The 17,070-nt window shown below is 43.1% G+C and carries 15 protein-coding genes and 4 tRNA genes; 2 read left to right on the top strand and 17 right to left on the bottom strand.

The genetic code is table 11. The annotated features are described in order from the left end of the window. Positions 1–82: 82 nt before the first annotated feature. From rplS to ffh, 5 genes are all read right to left on the bottom strand, one after another. The gene (rplS, locus tag ACOSVQ_RS13525) at positions 83–436 is read right to left on the bottom strand and encodes a 50S ribosomal protein L19 (protein WP_102940491.1); all 354 of its coding nucleotides are present in this window, start codon (positions 434–436) and stop codon (positions 83–85) included. A 41-nt stretch (positions 437–477) separates the two neighbouring features. Further along, positions 478–1,224, bottom strand: coding sequence for a tRNA (guanosine(37)-N1)-methyltransferase TrmD (gene trmD, locus ACOSVQ_RS13520; RefSeq protein WP_491983060.1), 747 nt, complete (start codon positions 1,222–1,224; stop codon positions 478–480). A gap of 25 nt (positions 1,225–1,249) precedes the next feature. Continuing rightward, the gene (gene rimM / locus ACOSVQ_RS13515; RefSeq protein ID WP_491983059.1) at positions 1,250–1,804 is read right to left on the bottom strand and encodes a ribosome maturation factor RimM; all 555 of its coding nucleotides are present in this window, start codon (positions 1,802–1,804) and stop codon (positions 1,250–1,252) included. Positions 1,805–1,831: 27 nt separating this feature from the next. After that, a complete protein-coding gene (gene rpsP / locus ACOSVQ_RS13510) occupies positions 1,832–2,080 on the bottom strand; it encodes a 30S ribosomal protein S16 (RefSeq protein WP_491983058.1) in 249 nt (82 codons plus the stop codon). 209 nt (positions 2,081–2,289) lie between these two features. Further along, a complete protein-coding gene (gene ffh / locus ACOSVQ_RS13505; RefSeq protein WP_491983057.1) occupies positions 2,290–3,675 on the bottom strand; it encodes a signal recognition particle protein in 1,386 nt (461 codons plus the stop codon). A 246-nt stretch (positions 3,676–3,921) separates the two neighbouring features. On the opposite strand from ffh, the gene ACOSVQ_RS13500 reads away from it, so the two are divergent. Next, positions 3,922–4,716: a cytochrome C assembly family protein gene (locus ACOSVQ_RS13500; protein WP_491983056.1), complete on the top strand. Its 795-nt coding sequence runs from the start codon at positions 3,922–3,924 to the stop codon at positions 4,714–4,716. A gap of 100 nt (positions 4,717–4,816) precedes the next feature. After that, the gene (locus ACOSVQ_RS13495; protein WP_491983055.1) at positions 4,817–6,091 is read left to right on the top strand and encodes an HlyC/CorC family transporter; all 1,275 of its coding nucleotides are present in this window, start codon (positions 4,817–4,819) and stop codon (positions 6,089–6,091) included. Positions 6,092–6,172: 81 nt separating this feature from the next. Here ACOSVQ_RS13495 and luxS read toward each other — a convergent pair whose 3' ends face one another. The 12 genes from luxS to ACOSVQ_RS13435 form a co-directional block, all read right to left on the bottom strand. Next, positions 6,173–6,691 (bottom strand): S-ribosylhomocysteine lyase, encoded by a 519-nt coding sequence (gene luxS, locus ACOSVQ_RS13490; protein ID WP_491983054.1) that lies wholly within the window; start codon positions 6,689–6,691, stop codon positions 6,173–6,175. A gap of 142 nt (positions 6,692–6,833) precedes the next feature. Next, on the bottom strand, positions 6,834–8,399 hold the full coding sequence (gshA, locus tag ACOSVQ_RS13485; RefSeq protein WP_491983053.1) for a glutamate--cysteine ligase: 1,566 nt from the start codon (positions 8,397–8,399) through the stop codon (positions 6,834–6,836). Between the two features lie 123 nt (positions 8,400–8,522). After that, on the bottom strand, positions 8,523–11,378 hold the full coding sequence (locus ACOSVQ_RS13480; protein ID WP_491983052.1) for a M16 family metallopeptidase: 2,856 nt from the start codon (positions 11,376–11,378) through the stop codon (positions 8,523–8,525). A 19-nt stretch (positions 11,379–11,397) separates the two neighbouring features. Beyond that, positions 11,398–11,853, bottom strand: coding sequence for a YqaA family protein (locus ACOSVQ_RS13475; protein WP_491983051.1), 456 nt, complete (start codon positions 11,851–11,853; stop codon positions 11,398–11,400). After that, entirely contained in the window at positions 11,850–12,797 is a 948-nt protein-coding gene (locus ACOSVQ_RS13470) for an NADP-dependent oxidoreductase (RefSeq protein ID WP_491983050.1), read from the bottom strand. Before ACOSVQ_RS13470 ends, ACOSVQ_RS13475 begins: the two co-directional genes overlap by 4 nt. 144 nt (positions 12,798–12,941) lie before the next feature. After that, entirely contained in the window at positions 12,942–14,072 is a 1,131-nt protein-coding gene (locus ACOSVQ_RS13465; protein ID WP_491983049.1) for a sodium ion-translocating decarboxylase subunit beta, read from the bottom strand. A gap of 9 nt (positions 14,073–14,081) precedes the next feature. Then, positions 14,082–15,866 (bottom strand): sodium-extruding oxaloacetate decarboxylase subunit alpha, encoded by a 1,785-nt coding sequence (gene oadA / locus ACOSVQ_RS13460; RefSeq protein ID WP_491983048.1) that lies wholly within the window; start codon positions 15,864–15,866, stop codon positions 14,082–14,084. A 19-nt stretch (positions 15,867–15,885) separates the two neighbouring features. Beyond that, positions 15,886–16,155: an oxaloacetate decarboxylase subunit gamma gene (locus ACOSVQ_RS13455; RefSeq protein WP_491983047.1), complete on the bottom strand. Its 270-nt coding sequence runs from the start codon at positions 16,153–16,155 to the stop codon at positions 15,886–15,888. Positions 16,156–16,550: 395 nt separating this feature from the next. Beyond that, positions 16,551–16,627: transfer RNA gene (locus ACOSVQ_RS13450), tRNA-Arg, on the bottom strand. 35 nt (positions 16,628–16,662) lie between these two features. After that, positions 16,663–16,739 (bottom strand) — tRNA-Arg (locus ACOSVQ_RS13445). 97 nt (positions 16,740–16,836) lie between these two features. Further along, positions 16,837–16,913, bottom strand: a tRNA-Arg gene (locus ACOSVQ_RS13440). A 35-nt stretch (positions 16,914–16,948) separates the two neighbouring features. Next, a tRNA-Arg gene (locus tag ACOSVQ_RS13435) sits at positions 16,949–17,025 on the bottom strand. Positions 17,026–17,070: the final 45 nt, after the last annotated feature.

Below are 17,070 nucleotides of genomic sequence, written 5' to 3'. Positions count from 1 at the left end.
TTAAAAGCGCTGAGTTAAAAACGCACATAAAAAAACGGAGCCAAATGGCTCCGTTTTTTCTATGAGAATGCGATATGAAGTATTACTTCTTAGCAAGTTTCTCTTTAATACGAGCAGACTTACCAGAACGCTCACGCAGGTAGTACAACTTGGCACGACGTACTGCACCGCGACGTTTAACTTCAATTCCGCCGATAGCAGGAGAGTGAGTTTGGAACGTACGTTCAACACCTTCACCGTTAGAAATCTTACGTACAGTGAATGCTGAGTGTAGACCACGGTTACGGATAGCGATTACAACACCTTCGAATGCCTGTAGACGCTCACGATCACCTTCTTTTACCTTAACTTGAACTACAACAGTGTCACCTGGTGCAAATTTAGGTAGGTCTTGTTTCATTTGCTCTTGCTCAAGAGCTTTGATGATGTTACTCATTTTTTAAATTCCTAGAATAAACTGATACTAAATTTAATAGGTTACTGGTTATCCCGAGTTTCTTTAATGAACTCAGCCAGCAATTGTTCCTGTTCGTCAGTCAGAGCTAGGTTTTCCAGGAGCTCCGGACGTCTTAACCAAGTTCGGCCCAGCGACGATTTAAGTCGCCAGCGACGAATGTCCTCATGATTTCCAGATTTCAGCACCAAAGGTACCTCTTTTCCGTCTAACACTTCAGGACGTGTATAGTGCGGACAATCTAACAAGCCATTGGCAAAAGAATCTTCTTCTGCAGACGCGAAATCTCCAAGTACACCCGGTATAAACCGAGACACTGAGTCAATCAACGTCATAGCTGGGATTTCCCCACCCGTCATTACGAAATCCCCAATTGACCATTCTTCGTCAACTTCAGATTCGATAATGCGTTCATCTACCCCTTCGTACCGCCCACAAATAAGAACCAAGTTCTTATTAGTAGCAAGTTCTTCTACACCTTTTTGGTCGAGCTTACGACCTTGAGGAGAGAGGTATATGACTTTCGTCTTTCCCGGTGCGGCTTGCTTGGCAGTATGAATAGCATCGCGCAAAGGCTGTACCATCATCAACATACCAGGGCCACCACCGTAGGGCTTATCATCGACAGTGCGACGTTTGTCGTGAGTGAAATCGCGTGGATTCCAAGTCTCAATGGACAACAACCCTTTTTTTACCGCTTGGCCTGTGACTCCAAAATCTGTAATGCTGCGGAACATTTCAGGAAATAGGCTTATTACGCCAACCCACATGTGTTCTTTGCCTTATATTTCAGAGTTAAAACGCTGGATCCCAGTCAACTTCGATCCGTTGAGCCGTGCGATCAATATTCTTGATCACTTGCTCTTCAAGGAACGGAATTAATCGTTCCTTTTGTCCGAAAGCATCTTTCAGATTTGCTTTAACTACGAGAACATCGTTCGAGCCTGTTTCTAGCATGTCTGTAACTTTACCTAGGTCGTAGCCTTCGGTCGTTACCACTTGCATGCCGAACAATTCGCGCCAGTAGAATTCATCTTCTGGCAATTCTGGTAGTACCGCAGGGTCAATTGAAATTTCAAAGTTAGTCAGTAAGTGCGCATCTTCACGAACATCGAGACCTGCAAGTTTAACTACAAGCCCTTTGTTGTGGCGCTTCCAACCTTCCACTTTGTATTCAACTGACACACCCTTTTGGTTAACAAACCAAGGGGCATAATCAAAAATACTTTCCGGATTGTCTGTATAGGAAAAAACTTTAAGCCAACCACGAATGCCGTAAGTAGCACCAAACTTGCCTACAACAATTTTCTCGCTTTGTTTGCTCATCGTTTCATTACCTTTCATCGACATAAACTAGTTACTCACTAAATGTAAGAATTAAGCAGCTTTTTGAGCGTCTTTTACTAGTTTAGCTACGCGATCAGATAGAGATGCGCCTTGTGAAACCCAATGGTTCACGCGATCTAGATCTAGACGTAGGCCTTCTTCTTGACCAGTAGCAGTAGGGTTAAAGAAACCTACTTTCTCGATGAAGCGGCCAGTAGCTGAGTTGCGGCTATCTGCAACAACGATTTGATAGAATGGACGCTTCTTAGCGCCGTGACGTGCCAAACGAATGGTTACCATGTCGTCCTCTTTGCTTTCTCAAAAATAAAATTAACCCCAGTAACCGTTTTAGATAAAACAGCTTGGGGTCTCGTGCCAAAATAAAGCCCCGGAATTTTACTCTTATTCCGAGGCTTTGCAAGGTTTTTAGCTAATTTTTCACCACCAAAAGCAGAGATAAATTACCGTGACCTTGATAACAGTTTGAAAGATTAGGTTAGTTTTTAAGCTTAGCGACCGAAGAAGCCACCGCCTCCGCCCATACCACCCATTCCGCCCATCATGCCTTGCATGTTGCGCATCATTCCTTTCATTCCGCCTTTTTGCATTTTTTTCATCATCTTTTGCATCTGAGTGAACTGCTTCAATAGGCGGTTAACGTCCTGCACCTGAACACCAGAGCCTGACGCGATACGTTTTTTACGGGAGCCTTTAATCAAATCAGGATTCTGACGTTCTTTCATCGTCATTGAGCTGATAATAGCTTCCATTTGTTTGAACATGCCATCGTCAACTTTATCTTTAACGCCAGCAGGTAATTGAGACATGCCTGGAAGCTTATCCAGCATTCCCATCATGCCACCCATATTTTTCATTTGTCCAAGCTGTTCACGGAAATCTTCTAGGTCAAAACCTTTCTTCTCTTTGAACTTCTTAGCCAGCTTTTCTGCTTTTTCTTGGTCAACGTTGCGCTGTAAATCTTCAATCAGTGACAGTACGTCACCCATACCAAGAATACGTGATGCAACACGATCAGGATGGAAAGGCTCTAGAGCATCGGTTTTCTCACCCACACCCAAGAACTTGATTGGTTTACCAGTAATATGACGTACAGATAAAGCTGCACCACCACGAGCATCACCATCGACTTTGGTCAGAATCACGCCCGTCAAAGGAAGTGCATCACCAAATGCTTTCGCCGTGTTTGCTGCATCTTGCCCCGTCATTGCATCGACAACAAACAGTGTTTCTACTGGATCGATAGCTTTGTGCAGGTCTTGGATTTCCGACATCATTTGCTCGTCGATAGCAAGACGACCTGCGGTATCGACAATTAATACGTCGTAGAATTTTTTCTTAGCGTGATCGATCGCGGCATTAGCAATATCAATTGGCTTTTGGTCTGCTGAAGATGGGAAGAAATCAACACCAAGATCGGTTGCTAGCGTTTCTAGCTGTTTTATCGCCGCAGGGCGATAAACGTCGGCAGACACCACCAGAACTTTCTTCTTGTCGCGCTCTTTTAAAAGCTTAGAGAGTTTACCAACGCTGGTTGTTTTACCTGCACCTTGTAAACCCGCCATCAAGATTACTGCTGGCGGCTGAGCTGCAAGGTTTAACGCTTGATTGGATTCACCCATCACCTTTTCAAGTTCGCTACGTACGATCTTGATAAATTCTTGGCCTGGGGTCAGCGATTTAGAAACTTCAACACCTACCGCGCTCTCTTTAACACGGTTTACGAAATCGCGAACAACAGGAAGCGCAACGTCCGCTTCCAATAGCGCCATGCGGACTTCACGCAGGGTATCTTTAATATTGTCTTCAGTAAGACGTCCTTTACCGCTGATATTTTTCAGCGTTTTGGATAGTCGATCCGTTAAATTCTCAAACATCTTTATTCTCTTCGCGGTACGGCGATTAATTGTTGTGAGTATACCTTAGCCAAGTCCATAGGCATACCCTAATCCCCATAACAGGGAACACAGACATCTCTATAACTGGGAACATTGAGGTTTGTCTTCTAGATTGGGTTAACTTTGCGAGATCTCAACTCTCAAAAATCAATCAAGATCCACCGTAGCTCATTAGGGTTAGGCAATGTATAATTCGCTAATTCAGCAGCCATTTATGTGAGAAGTATGGATAACTTAATCGCTATCGTTGCAACTTTACTGTACGTTTTAGCTATCGCAACAATAGTGCCTAGCCTAGTCAATCAAACAGGGATAAGAGCAAAATCCGTTTTTATTTCTGCTTTCTTAGCGCTTGTTTTTCATGCTTGGCTACTTGGAGACCTCATTATCAATGTTACTGGGCAGAATTTAAGCATGCTCAATGTAGCCTCTCTGATTAGCTTTATTATCTCTTTAGTCATGAGTGTAGCGATGTTTAAAACTCGCTTATGGTTTTTGCTACCCGTTGTTTATAGCTTTTCGGCAATCAATTTGTCTGCCGCTGCATTCTTACCGAGTACTTTCATCACTCACTTAGAAAATGATCCGAAATTGCTGGTGCATATATCTCTAGCACTGTTTTCATATTCAACACTATCTATTGGTGCATTGTACGCCTTGCAGCTTGCTTGGCTTGATTACAAATTGAAAAAGAAAAAAGCTTTAGCAATTAACCCTAATTTGCCACCATTACTGATGGTTGAACGCCAGCTATTTAAGATAATTCTGATTGGCAACCTACTACTAACTGGTACTCTGATTACTGGTTTTGTCTTTGTTCAGGATATGTTTGCTCAAGGCAAAGCCCATAAAGCTATCCTTTCATTTATTGCTTGGGTGGTATATTCGATTTTGCTTTGGGGACACTACCAAAAAGGTTGGCGAGGCAGAAAAGTAACTTGGTTTGCAATTGCTGGTGCGACTTTGCTGACTTTGGCTTATTTTGGTAGCCGATTTGTCAGAGAAATAATCCTGAGCTGAGTAAAATTTCGCGTTTTGTCTTTATTGACTTAGCGCTTATCATAATCCATTAATTACTAAAGTTTATTTACCTACATCTGTTATAAGGAAAAAGATCGTTTTGGACGATATCTCTACGGGTATTTTATTTGCGCTGCTTGCGTGTCTTATCGTTATTTCTGCCTATTTTTCCGGTTCTGAGACAGGCATGATGTCTCTCAACCGTTATCGTTTAAAGCACCTCGCCAACACAGGGCATAAAGGAGCTAAACGAGTTGAGAAATTACTGAGTCGTCCAGACCGTCTTATTGGCCTCATTCTTATCGGTAATAACCTAGTCAACATTCTTGCTTCTGCAATCGCAACCATAATTGGTATGCGTCTTTATGGTGACTACGGAGTAGCAATCGCAACTGGTGTTCTAACACTAGTGGTGCTTGTTTTTGCGGAAGTGACACCAAAAACATTGGCCGCTCTGTTCCCTGAAAAAGTCTCTTACGCAAGTAGTGTTCTACTAACCATACTGATGAAGGTTTTTGCACCACTGGTCGTTTTCGTCAACTTCATTACCAATGGTTTCATTCGTCTGTTAGGTGTGAAGAACTTAAGCAGTGGCGATGATCACCTAAGTTCAGAAGAGCTACGTACTGTGGTAAACGAAGCGGGTGGTCTTATTCCGCGTCGCCACCAAGATATGCTTTTGTCGATTCTTGACCTTGAGCACGTCACAGTGAATGACATCATGATTCCTCGCAATGAAATCACAGGTATCAACATCAACGACGATTGGAAATCAATTGTTCGCCAGTTAACTCACTCTCCTCACGGACGAGTGGTGTTGTACCGTGATCAGATTGACGAAGCGGTTGGTATCCTGCGCTTACGTGAAGCCTCTCGCTTTATGCTAGAGAAAAGCGAACTGAATAAAGAGACAATTCTGCGAGCTGCAGACGAGATCTACTACATTCCGGAAAGTACGCCTCTTAACGTTCAGCTACTTAAATTCCAACGTAATAAAGAGCGTATTGGCCTGGTTGTTGATGAGTACGGCGATATTATCGGTTTGATTACTTTGGAAGACATTCTGGAAGAGATTGTGGGTGAATTCACTACCTCAATCGCACCAAGCTTATCCGAAGAGATCACACCGCAAGGTGATGGTAGTTTCCTAATTGAGGGGAGCGCAAATATTCGTGACATTAACAAGAGCTTGAAATGGAAGCTTCCAACTGATGGTCCAAGAACTTTGAACGGTCTTATCTTAGAGCATCTTGAAGAGATTCCAGCGAGCCAAATCAGTGTAAAAGTCGCAAATCACCCAATGGAAATTGTCGAATTGGAAGAAAACCGCATTAAATTGGTACGAGTTCACCCTCGTAAACCGAAAAAAGTGTAATTCACTATTCCAGAAACAATAAATACAAAAAAGGCTTGGTTAACCCAAGCCTTTTTACTATCCGAATCAATCAACGATTAGTTAGTCGATTTTTAACTCTTTCAGCATTTCTTCAGGTAAAGCTAGCTCATCATTACGGTTTACACTGATACCCGCAGCAATCACAGCCTGAGCGATTTCTTTCGCCTCTTCAAGTGAGTGCATAGCAGCAGTACCACATTGATATTCGTTTAGCTCAGGGATCTTGTTTTGCGATTCCACTTTCAACACGTCTTGCATTGCTGCAAGCCATGCATCTGCCACTTGCTGTTCACTTGGAGCACCGATTAGGCTCATGTAAAAACCTGTACGACAGCCCATAGGCGAAATATCGATGATTTCTACATTTGCACCGTTCAAATGTGCACGCATGAAACCTGCGTATAAATGTTCAAGTGTGTGAATACCTTTCTCAGACAAAATGTCTTTGTTTGGCGCAGTAAAGCGTAAATCAAAAACAGTGATCGTATCGCCTTTAGGGGTTTGCATATTTTTAGCAACGCGAACTGCTGGTGCATTCATACGAGTGTGGTCAACAGTAAAGCTGTCTAATAGTGGCATTGTTCTTTTTCTCCAATGGCGCTGAATCTCAAATCTAGCGCGGAACATGTAAAATTTTTTATAACTAGAGTTATTGGCTAATGATAGCTGTCTCAAGTTCAATGGTGAAGCTTCATTTGCTTATTTAAGGTAAGCAAACTGGTTATTTAAGATAAGAAAAATAGTGTTCGAGGAACTCATCGAAGCTAAGTTTATCTTGTTGCTCGATATTCTGTTGCTCTTGAACAGAACGAGCAACTTCTTCTTCCATCAAATTTTCCGAGTAAGCTTGATACTGATGATCTAAGTTTTGTTGGCGATATTGTAAACCTAGTGCACACCCTGCTTTACCCAAACCACCAGCAGCTTTCACATGTTCTAACAATTGTGCCGACAGAGTTTTTTCAGGGTTGTCGATCCAAGTTTCCAGCTCATTACAAACTTGCTGATAAGCATCGCCACCCAGTTCAGCATCCATTACTTCAGCAATTTGGCGTAAATCGGCAAATACACGTTTTGCCCATGCTTGCAATGATAGCTTCTCACCGTGACAGCCAATTTGTAGTTCTAATCCGACTTGGCGACCTTGAACAATCACTTTGTTCCAGTTGTCGCGCCAACATTCTAGTTCACAACTATCCATTGGGTCTGAATCAGACAATGCTGCCCAAGTTAAAAATAGGTCTAGAAAACGAACTTGCTGCTCAGTAACACCTACAGGACTGAATGGGTTTACATCTAAAGAACGAACTTCAATGTACTCAACACCACCTCTTGCTAAGGCTTCCGAAGGTTTTTCACCGCTTTTCGCCACACGTTTTGGACGAATTGGTGCATACAGTTCGTTTTCAATTTGCAAAACGTTGCTGTTAAGCTGGCGATATTCACCATCGACCTTGACACCAATTTCAGCAAATTCCTCTGAAGGAGTACGAATGGCTTTATTCAACCCTTCTAAGTACTGATTCAAACCATTGAAGCCAATCTTCAAACCACTTTGAGCGCTATTGGTATAACCCAAATCACTCAAACGTAAAGACGTTGCATGAGGAAGGTATAAGCTGCCACCAATCTTTTCAAAAGGCAGTTTGGTTTCACGACCACGAATAAATGATGAGCAGAGCGCTGGAGATGCACCGAAGAAATATGGGATCAACCAACCAAAACGGTAGTAGTTACGAATCAGGGCAAAATACGCTTCTGATTTCGTATCCTGACGAGCTGCGTCATCTTGTACACCATATAAAGCGTCCCAAAATGAGTCTGGGAATGAAAAGTTAAAATGGACGCCTGAAATAATCTGCATCAAACTGCCATAACGCTTTTTAAGCCCAGCGCGATACAAAGTTTTCATTCTTCCTGTATTAGAAGAGCCATACTGAGCAAGATTAATATCGTCTTCACTGCCAACGTAGCAAGGCATAGAAAGCGGCCAAAGCTTTTCATCATTAATTTTGGTTTGAGCAAAATGATGAATATCTTTCAATTGCGACATCAAGGTCGCTACATCGTTTGAAACTGGTGTAATAAATTCAAGCAGCGATTCTGAAAAATCCGTTGTGATCCAACGGTTCGTCAGCGCACTGCCTAATGAATTAGGATGCGGAGTCAGAGCCAGCTCACCATCTGATGTATAGCGTAATGTTTCACGTTCAACACCACGGCCAAACTGCTGAAATACTGTAGATTTATTTGCAACTCGTTCAAGTCGCTCGGCAAAATTAGTCAAAATGAGATTCGCTTATATGTATAGTGAGTCGGCCTATTCCTTTTTCGGTTCAACCTTATAGAGGAAAAATCCATCAGAACAGACAGGAGGCACGCGAACGTCGCCTCCTCTTTAATGTGTACTCTAGCGGATGATTTCAAGCTCTTCTACGGGAATAGTTAATTTTTCTAGTTGAGGCTTGAGCGTTTTCGCATCACCAACGACGATGATTTGGTAATCGCTGGGGTTAAACCACTTAGCAGCCATACGATCTAGTGTCGATTTATCAACGGTTTTCACTATCTCATTACGTACTTGCAAATAGTCTTTATCTAAGCTGTAAGTCAGTATGCTGCTTAACAAGGAAGCTTTTTGCCCTGGAGTTTCATATTTCAACGCATCTTGTTGCCCCACAGCCAATCGTAAGAAATCCATCTCCTGATCCGTTATGCCTTGCTCACTGAATTTTGCCATCTCTTTTTGTAACTCGAGAATCGAATCAACCGTTGCATCAGCTCTGACTTGAGCATTAAACACCACCGCGCCAACCTCTCGGTTGCTGGTAAAGTAACTACTCGCACCATATGTAAAACCTTTGTCTTCGCGTAGGTTCTGATTAATGCGACTGTTGAAATTTCCAGCCAGATTAAAGTTAGCTAATTGGCTCAAATACAGTTCACCGGTTGCGTCAAACGGCAATCCACGTCGAACTAAACGAACAACGGATTGTGGCGAATCTGGTTTATCCACCAGATAAATTTTCCTACCCGTTAATTTAGGAACAATTTGTGGATCAATTAGAGGTGACGCCTCGCCTTTCCAATTGGCGAAAAAGTTAAGCTGTTTACGAAGCTCTTGTTTTGAGATATCACCCACAACCACTATTTGAGTACCATTCGGTGTGTAGTGTTTACGATAGAAATGCTTTACGTCATCCAGTGCCAAGTTGGCAATCGAGTTATTGGTACCATCGCTAGAGCGAGAAAATATCGAATTACCAAATAACACTTGGCGAGTCGCTTGAGATGCTAACCATTCCGGTTGCTGGTGTTGGAAAACCATTCCCTGAATCATTTGCTGCTTTATACGATCAAAATCTTCTTGCTTAAAGCCTGGCTGAAACAGTACCTCTTCAATTACAGAAAGCGTTTCCGATAAGTTCTTCTCTAAACTAGATACAACAACACTTGTCGAATAGACGTTTGCACTGACACTGATGGTTGAACCTAGCTTATCCAACTGAGCTTGAATATCTTCAACATCTCGTAAAGTTGAGCCTTGCTCCATCATTGCTGCAGTTAAATTGGCAAGACCTTCTTTTCCTCTAGCAACATGTCGTTCGCCAGCAGGAAGCTTGAACTGGATAACCACAGTCGGTGTTTCTGATGTTTTGGTACCTAAAAGCTCAGCGCCATTGTTGAAATAAATCTCATACAATGATGGCAAATGAGCCTGAACTGGCTCAGCAACTTTTGGCATCACTGAACGATCAAAGTTGTCTGTCACATTTCGATAAGCCAACTGTTGTTCAGTCAGTTTCTGGTGCTCAGGAATAATGCGTTCAGAAGTAACAAAAGTCGCTTTTTTCACGGCATAACTTGTTTTGCCTTTAGGTACAACGCTAAGGGTGACCTTGCTCTTGCCATCTATATATTTTCTAAATACCGAAGATAATGTTTTCGGAGAAACACGGCCTAATTGTTCAAGCTGATCTTGGATTCGATCCGGATGACCGTAGAAGGTTTCATTGGAAGCTAACTGAGCTACTTTTCCTGACACGCTTTGTAATGCAAATACAGAGTTAGCTTCTGCCATACCAGTAATTTGCTCTAACCTATCAGCATCAACTCCCTTAGCTTTGAATTCTTCCAGTGTTTGCATTAACTCCTTATACAAAGGCGCTAATTTGCCTTTATTGCCTGCTGGAGCCATGGCGAAAACATAGAAATTACAGGCCAGTTCCGAACAATCGTGGAATGAACCAGCACTAACAGCTTTCTGAGTTTTAACTAAATTCTGATAAAGATAGCTATTGGTTCCACTCCCAAGAACACTCGACAGTACATCTAAAGACATTTGGTCATCAGCACCACGATAGGATGTCGGCCAACCAATCACGACCATAGGCTGCTGTATGCGATCTTCCATGGTAATGAAACGGTTTTCAGGTAACACCGCTGGTTGCTTTTTAGCATCCTTCACATCAGGCCCTTTAGGAATAGAACCAAAGTATTGGCTCACCCAAGTTAATGTTTCATCCACATCGATATCCCCGCCGATAGTCAGAACAGCATTGTTTGGACCATACCAACGAAGGAAAAACGCCTTCAGATCGTTAACATCAACTTTATCGAGATCTTCAACATAGCCAATTGTCTGCCAAGAGTAAGGATGCCCTTCTGGATATATTGCCTCACCCATTTTTTCCCACATCAGACCATATGGGCGATTATCATAATTCTGAGCACGCTCGTTCTTGACAGTATCTCTCTGAATCTCGAATTTACGTTGTGAAACGGCATCAAGTAAAAAGCCCATACGATCCGATTCTAACCACAATACCTTTTCCAATTGATTGGACGGTACAGTCTCATAGTAATTAGTACGATCTCGGTTGGTAGTACCATTAAGTGAACCACCAGCTTCTGTAATCAACTTAAAGTGCTCTTGGTCTCCAACATGTTTTGAACCTTGAAACATCATGTGTTCAAAAAAATGAGCAAAACCAGACTTACCAACTTCTTCACGAGCAGAGCCAACATGATAAGTAACATCAACATGCACTAGAGGATCAGAGTGGTCCGGAGAAAGAATGACAGTTAACCCATTGTCTAAACGATATTTAGAATAGGGAATCATTACTTTGTCAGACGTCGAATCAATTTGTTCAACTAAGTGAACACCTTGAGGAAGGGGGGAGAGTTCAGTCTCTGGTTTGGTTTGAGTACTACAGCCATAAATGGCAAACAACGAGAAGGCACCAGCCCAGATTTTCCTCATAACATCTCCTTAGAAAACCTTAGAAAAAGAAAAGAGCGGCAAGAATGGAATATCGAAGCGCTTTGCCAATCAAAATCATGACAAATGAAGGTAAAAATTTCATTCTTAACCAACCTGCAGCTAAACAAAGTGGATCGCCAATTATAGGTAACCAACTGAATAGCAAAGACCAGTAACCGTACTTTGTTAACCATGCTAAAGCTTTATGACCGTGCTTTTGCTGTTGAGTTCGATTCGGCAACCACAAACCTAACCAATAGTTAATTAAGCCACCAAGGGTGTTACCTAACGTTGCGATTGTAATGACAGAAAAGACGGAATATTGATTCAGCGATAAGGTGGCAAGCAATGCGGCTTCTGAACCTCCAGGAAGTAGAGTTGCACTCAAAAAGCCGCCAAAAAAAAGAACCCACAATGCAGAATCAGAGAAGAACTGCGCAAATTGGGTAAACAGAGAGTTGAAAAACTCGATCATTTCATATCTAACAGAACTTTGCCTCGGGTATGACCAGTTTCTATCTGCTTATGCGCTTGTTGAACTTCATCCATCGGATAAATTTTCTGAATTTCCGTTTTTAACAATCCAACACTGACCATGTAAAGCATTGTGTCTAATTGCTCAGGATTGGGATCAACCAACATCCCTGTGGCTTGAAAACCCAACATTTTCGCTTTCTCGCAGATAAGTTCAGCACTTAAGGTTGGCACTGTAACCACACGAGCATTATCGTTTAAGCATTTCAAAGCATCCAATGCAGCATCACCGCCAACAAGGTCGATTAACACATCGACTTTATCAATACGTTGGGATACAGGAGCGAACTGATAGTTAATCGCGTGAGCTCCAAGAGTCGCCAAATAGTCCAAATTGCTTTCGCTGCATGTTGTATAAACTTCCGCTTTAGCTGCGATGGCTATCTGAACAGCTAAATGTCCAACACCACCGGCACCCGCGAGAATCAACACAACATCGCCCTCTTTTACTTCCGCTTTATTGAGAGCTTGAGCAGCAGTTTGACCTGCGAGAGGAAGAACAGCGGCAGCTTCTAAAGTCACGGCATCAGGTACCAGACTCAATTCATTTTCTGGAACACAAATGTATTGGCTATAACCACCACCGCGAATTGGAAAACCAACAAATCCAGCAACGTTATCTCCTGACTGTAGACGAGAAACAGAATCACCTGTCTTCATTACTTGCCCTGCAATATCGTAACCAGGAACCCATGGTAGCTTGTCTTTATTTTGCGCCGCAGCCCAGCCTAATCCAGCTCGAGTTTTAACATCGATAGGATTAACCCCCGAAAAAGCCACACGTACTAATACCTCACCCGCTTTAGGCTCTGGTATCGGTGACGATAAAATTGAAAGAACTTCAGGCCCACCAAACTGGGTAATAGCAATTTGCTTGTTTTCCATTTCAACTGTCCCTATAGCGCAAAATAAAAAAGGGATGCTGCAGCATCCCTTTGAATATATACCAATATTTGCAAACACTACAGTTTCATGCCACTAAAGCGTTAACCGTAAGTCGTGTTCTACGTTGATAAACTTGCAACCCTTCTAACCCACCAACGCAAGTAACACACCTGCCGCAACCGCAGAGCCAAGAACCCCTGCTACGTTTGGTCCCATTGCATGCATTAATAGGAAGTTCTGAGGGTTAGCTTGTAAACCAACCTTGTTCACAACTCGCGCAGCCATAGGAACCGCAGAAACCCCTGCCGCACCGATAAGTGGGTTGATATCTTCTTTTGAGAACTTATTAAGAATCTTAGCCATAATAACGCCACCCGCAGTACCAATACTGAATGCCGCAGCTCCTAAGACCAAAATACCTAGCGTTTCCAAATTCAAGAATTTATCCGACTGCAGTTTTGAGCCAACACCAAGTCCTAAGAAAATAGTCACAATGTTAATCAGCTCGTTTTGTGCCGTCTTAGATAAGCGCTCAACTACGCCAGCTTCTCGCATCAAGTTACCTAAACAGAACATACCCACAAGTGGTGTTGCTGCTGGAAGGAACAAGATAGTCATCAGCAAAACAACCAATGGGAAAATGATTTTTTCTGTTTTCCCAACGTGACGAAGTTGTGCCATCTTAATTTGGCGTTCTTCTGGCGTTGTTAATGCTTTCATGATCGGAGGTTGAATGATCGGAACCAACGCCATGTAACTGTAGGCTGCAACGGCAATCGCACCAAGCAAGTCAGGTGAAAGTCTACTTGCTAAGAAGATCGCTGTTGGGCCGTCTGCACCACCGATAATTGCAATCGAAGAAGCATCCGCCATGGTGAATTCCATTCCTGGCACATAGTTAAGCAAAATCGCACCAAACAATGTTGCAAAGATACCTAGCTGTGCTGCTGCCCCCAGCCATAGAGTTTTAGGGTTTGCAATCAAAGCCCCAAAGTCCGTCATTGCACCTACACCCATAAAGATCAATAGCGGGAAGACACCCGATTCAATCCCTACATGATAAACGTAGTAAAGCAATCCACCCGGCTCTGTGAAGCCAGCATTTGGTATGTTCGCAAGAACAGCGCCAAAGCCAATTGGCAGCAGTAACAAGGGTTCAAAACCTTTACGAATAGCGAGAAAAAGGAGCAAACATCCAACCATGATCATAATAATCTGACCAAGTTCGAAGTTTGCAATACCAGTTTCTAACCATAAGGTCATTAATCCGTCCATGGTTCTCCCTTACGCTAAGCTCAGCAGTGGTGAACCAACGGCGACAGCATCACCTTCTTTCACATGAAGATCCTGAACTAAGCCAGCACGAGCCGCTCTTACTTCAGTTTCCATCTTCATTGCTTCTAGAATAACGAGCACATCACCTTCGGCGACCTCTTCACCTGTCGTCACATTTACTTTGAAGATTGTGCCTGCAAGAGGTGCAGAAACATCTTCAGCATCCGTTGCTGCAGCCACTGGTGCGGCAACTGGTTTTGCACTTGCAGGCGTGACTGAAGTCAGTTGACCTTGAGGGCCGACTTCCACTTCGTAGACATGACCATCAACTTTTACGCTGTATGTTTCGATACCACCAACAGCCGCTTTAGCTACAGGTACTGCTGCAACCGGAGTTGCTACTTCTTTTCCTGGTGCTGGCTCAAATGCATCTGGATTATGACGATTTTTCAGGAACTTGAGCCCTACTTGAGGGAACAATGCATAGGTAAGAACATCATCAACGGTATCTTCCGCCAGTGATATACCCTCTGCTTTTGCTTTTTCTAGCAGGTCAGTAGTCAGATGATCCATTTCATCTTGCAGTAAATCGGCAGGACGGCATGTGATCACTTCTTTACCTTCAAGAACACGGGCTTGTAGCTCTGCATTGACATGCGCTGGCGCTGCCCCATACTCACCTTTCAATAACCCAGCAGTTTCTTTGGTGATGCTCTTGTAACGCTCGCCCGTTAATACGTTGATAACCGCTTGCGTACCAACAATTTGTGAAGTTGGCGTTACCAATGGGATGTAGCCTAGATCTTTACGAACGCGAGGGATCTCTTCAAGAACTTCATCAATACGGTCAGCCGCACCTTGTTCTTTTAGTTGCCCTTCCATATTCGTCAACATACCACCAGGAACCTGAGCAATAAGAATGCGAGAATCCACACCTTTAAGCTGACCTTCCCACTTAGCATATTTCTTACGTACTTCACGGAAGTAAGCCGCAATAGGTTCAATTTGCTCAAGTTTTAAATTGGTATCGCGTTCAGTACCTTGCAGCATAGCGACAACCGTTTCCGTCGGTGTATGACCGTAGGTTTGGCTCATTGAAGAAATTGCAGTATCAAGAATATCAATCCCTGCTTCTACCGCTTTCACAGCCGTTGCAGTTGATAAACCCGTGGTTGCATGGCAGTGGAGTGCCAATGGAACATCACAGGAAGCTTTAATACGAGTAATTAACTCTTCTGCTTCATACGGTTTTAGTAGGCCAGACATATCTTTAATACACAAAGAATGACAGCCTAGATCTTCTAATCGTTTAGCAAGATCAACCCACGTGTCCGCATTGTGAACTGGGCTAGTTGTGTATGAGAGTGTACCTTGAGCGTGAGCGCCAACATCAATCGTTGCTTTTACTGCTTTTTCAAAGTTACGAACATCGTTCATCGCGTCAAAAATACGAAACACATCCATACCGTTGGTATGAGCGCGTTCTACGAATTTTTCCACGACATCATCTGCGTAATGGCGATATCCCAATAAGTTTTGACCACGTAAAAGCATTTGCATTGGAGTATTCGGCATCGCTTTTTTCAGCTCACGCAAACGCTCCCAAGGATCTTCCCCCAAAAAGCGAATACAAGCATCAAATGTAGCGCCGCCCCAAGTTTCAAGAGACCAGTAGCCAACTTTGTCCAACTCTGCTGCAATCGGCAGCATATCTTCGATACGCATGCGTGTAGCAAATAAAGATTGATGGGCATCACGAAGGACCACATCGGTTATGGCAAGTGGTTTAGACATGCTTATTAACTCCTTTTAATTATTTACTACTCTTAGCAGCAGCTAGAGTGCGGTGCTGATGTACCGCTGCAGAAATAGCCGCTACAACCTGTGGACTAACGCCCGCAGATTTCACTGGTACTTTTTTATTTTTGTTAGGTGTACTGATCGGTTGAGGTACTTCTTGTGGTACCAATTTAGACATTAACCGAACGAGATAAACCAAGATGGTTAGGAATAGAAAAACGAAGCCCATCCCTGTAATCATCAGGGTGGCCGCGTCTACTAGCAGGCTTCCAATATTTGTCATGTTGCTTCCTTTCTTTGTCATCCTGACAACAATTGTCAAAAACCGAGATAACTGGCTAAGACAAGTGAGCAAAAATTATCTCGACTGTTCAAAAATTGTCAATTTAGTTGAGACCACTCTTCTAGAAGCACCACATACTGAGTGCCAGATTTATGGCATAGCTAACAAAACAGCGCAAATCGACTGTAAGCAAATAAAGGTATTGGGAATGTATTTTTGTGATTTACAAATAGATTAATGAAGTTTTGAAATGAAATTTGAGATCTAAGCGGTAAAGTCATTTAGCTTCGATGCAGAACAGTGACTTAGCGCTCATAAATAACCAAGAATAGAATTTTGTAAATGGCGATATTGCAGAAAAGAAAAAGCCTCGCAAAATGCGAGGCTTAAAATAGTGGCGCGTCCTGGAGGATTCGAACCTCCGACCGCCTGGTTCGTAGCCAGGTACTCTATCCAGCTGAGCTAAGGACGCGAAGTGTTAATGAAATCAATCATCAACTTAAATTATGGCGCGCTCAGGAGGATTCGAACCTCCGACCGCCTGGTTCGTAGCCAGGTACTCTATCCAGCTGAGCTATGAGCGCGCAGTTTTCAATATCATATCTTCAATTATGAAGCGTGATATAAGGGCATTACCCTGATGTCTAAGATTCTTATCACAATCATCTCAAACATAAATAGTGGCGCGTCCTGGAGGATTCGAACCTCCGACCGCCTGGTTCGTAGCCAGGTACTCTATCCAGCTGAGCTAAGGACGCACGGTGTTAATGAAAATAATCATCAACTTAAATAATGGCGCGCTCAGGAGGATTCGAACCTCCGACCGCCTGGTTCGTAGCCAGGTACTCTATCCAGCTGAGCTATGAGCGCGCAGTTTTTAATATCATATCTTCAATTATGAAGGGGATATAAGGG

It is taken from the genome of Vibrio sp. HM8-C (genome assembly GCF_058630515.1).
This window is presented reverse-complemented; position numbering and strand designations above follow the sequence as displayed.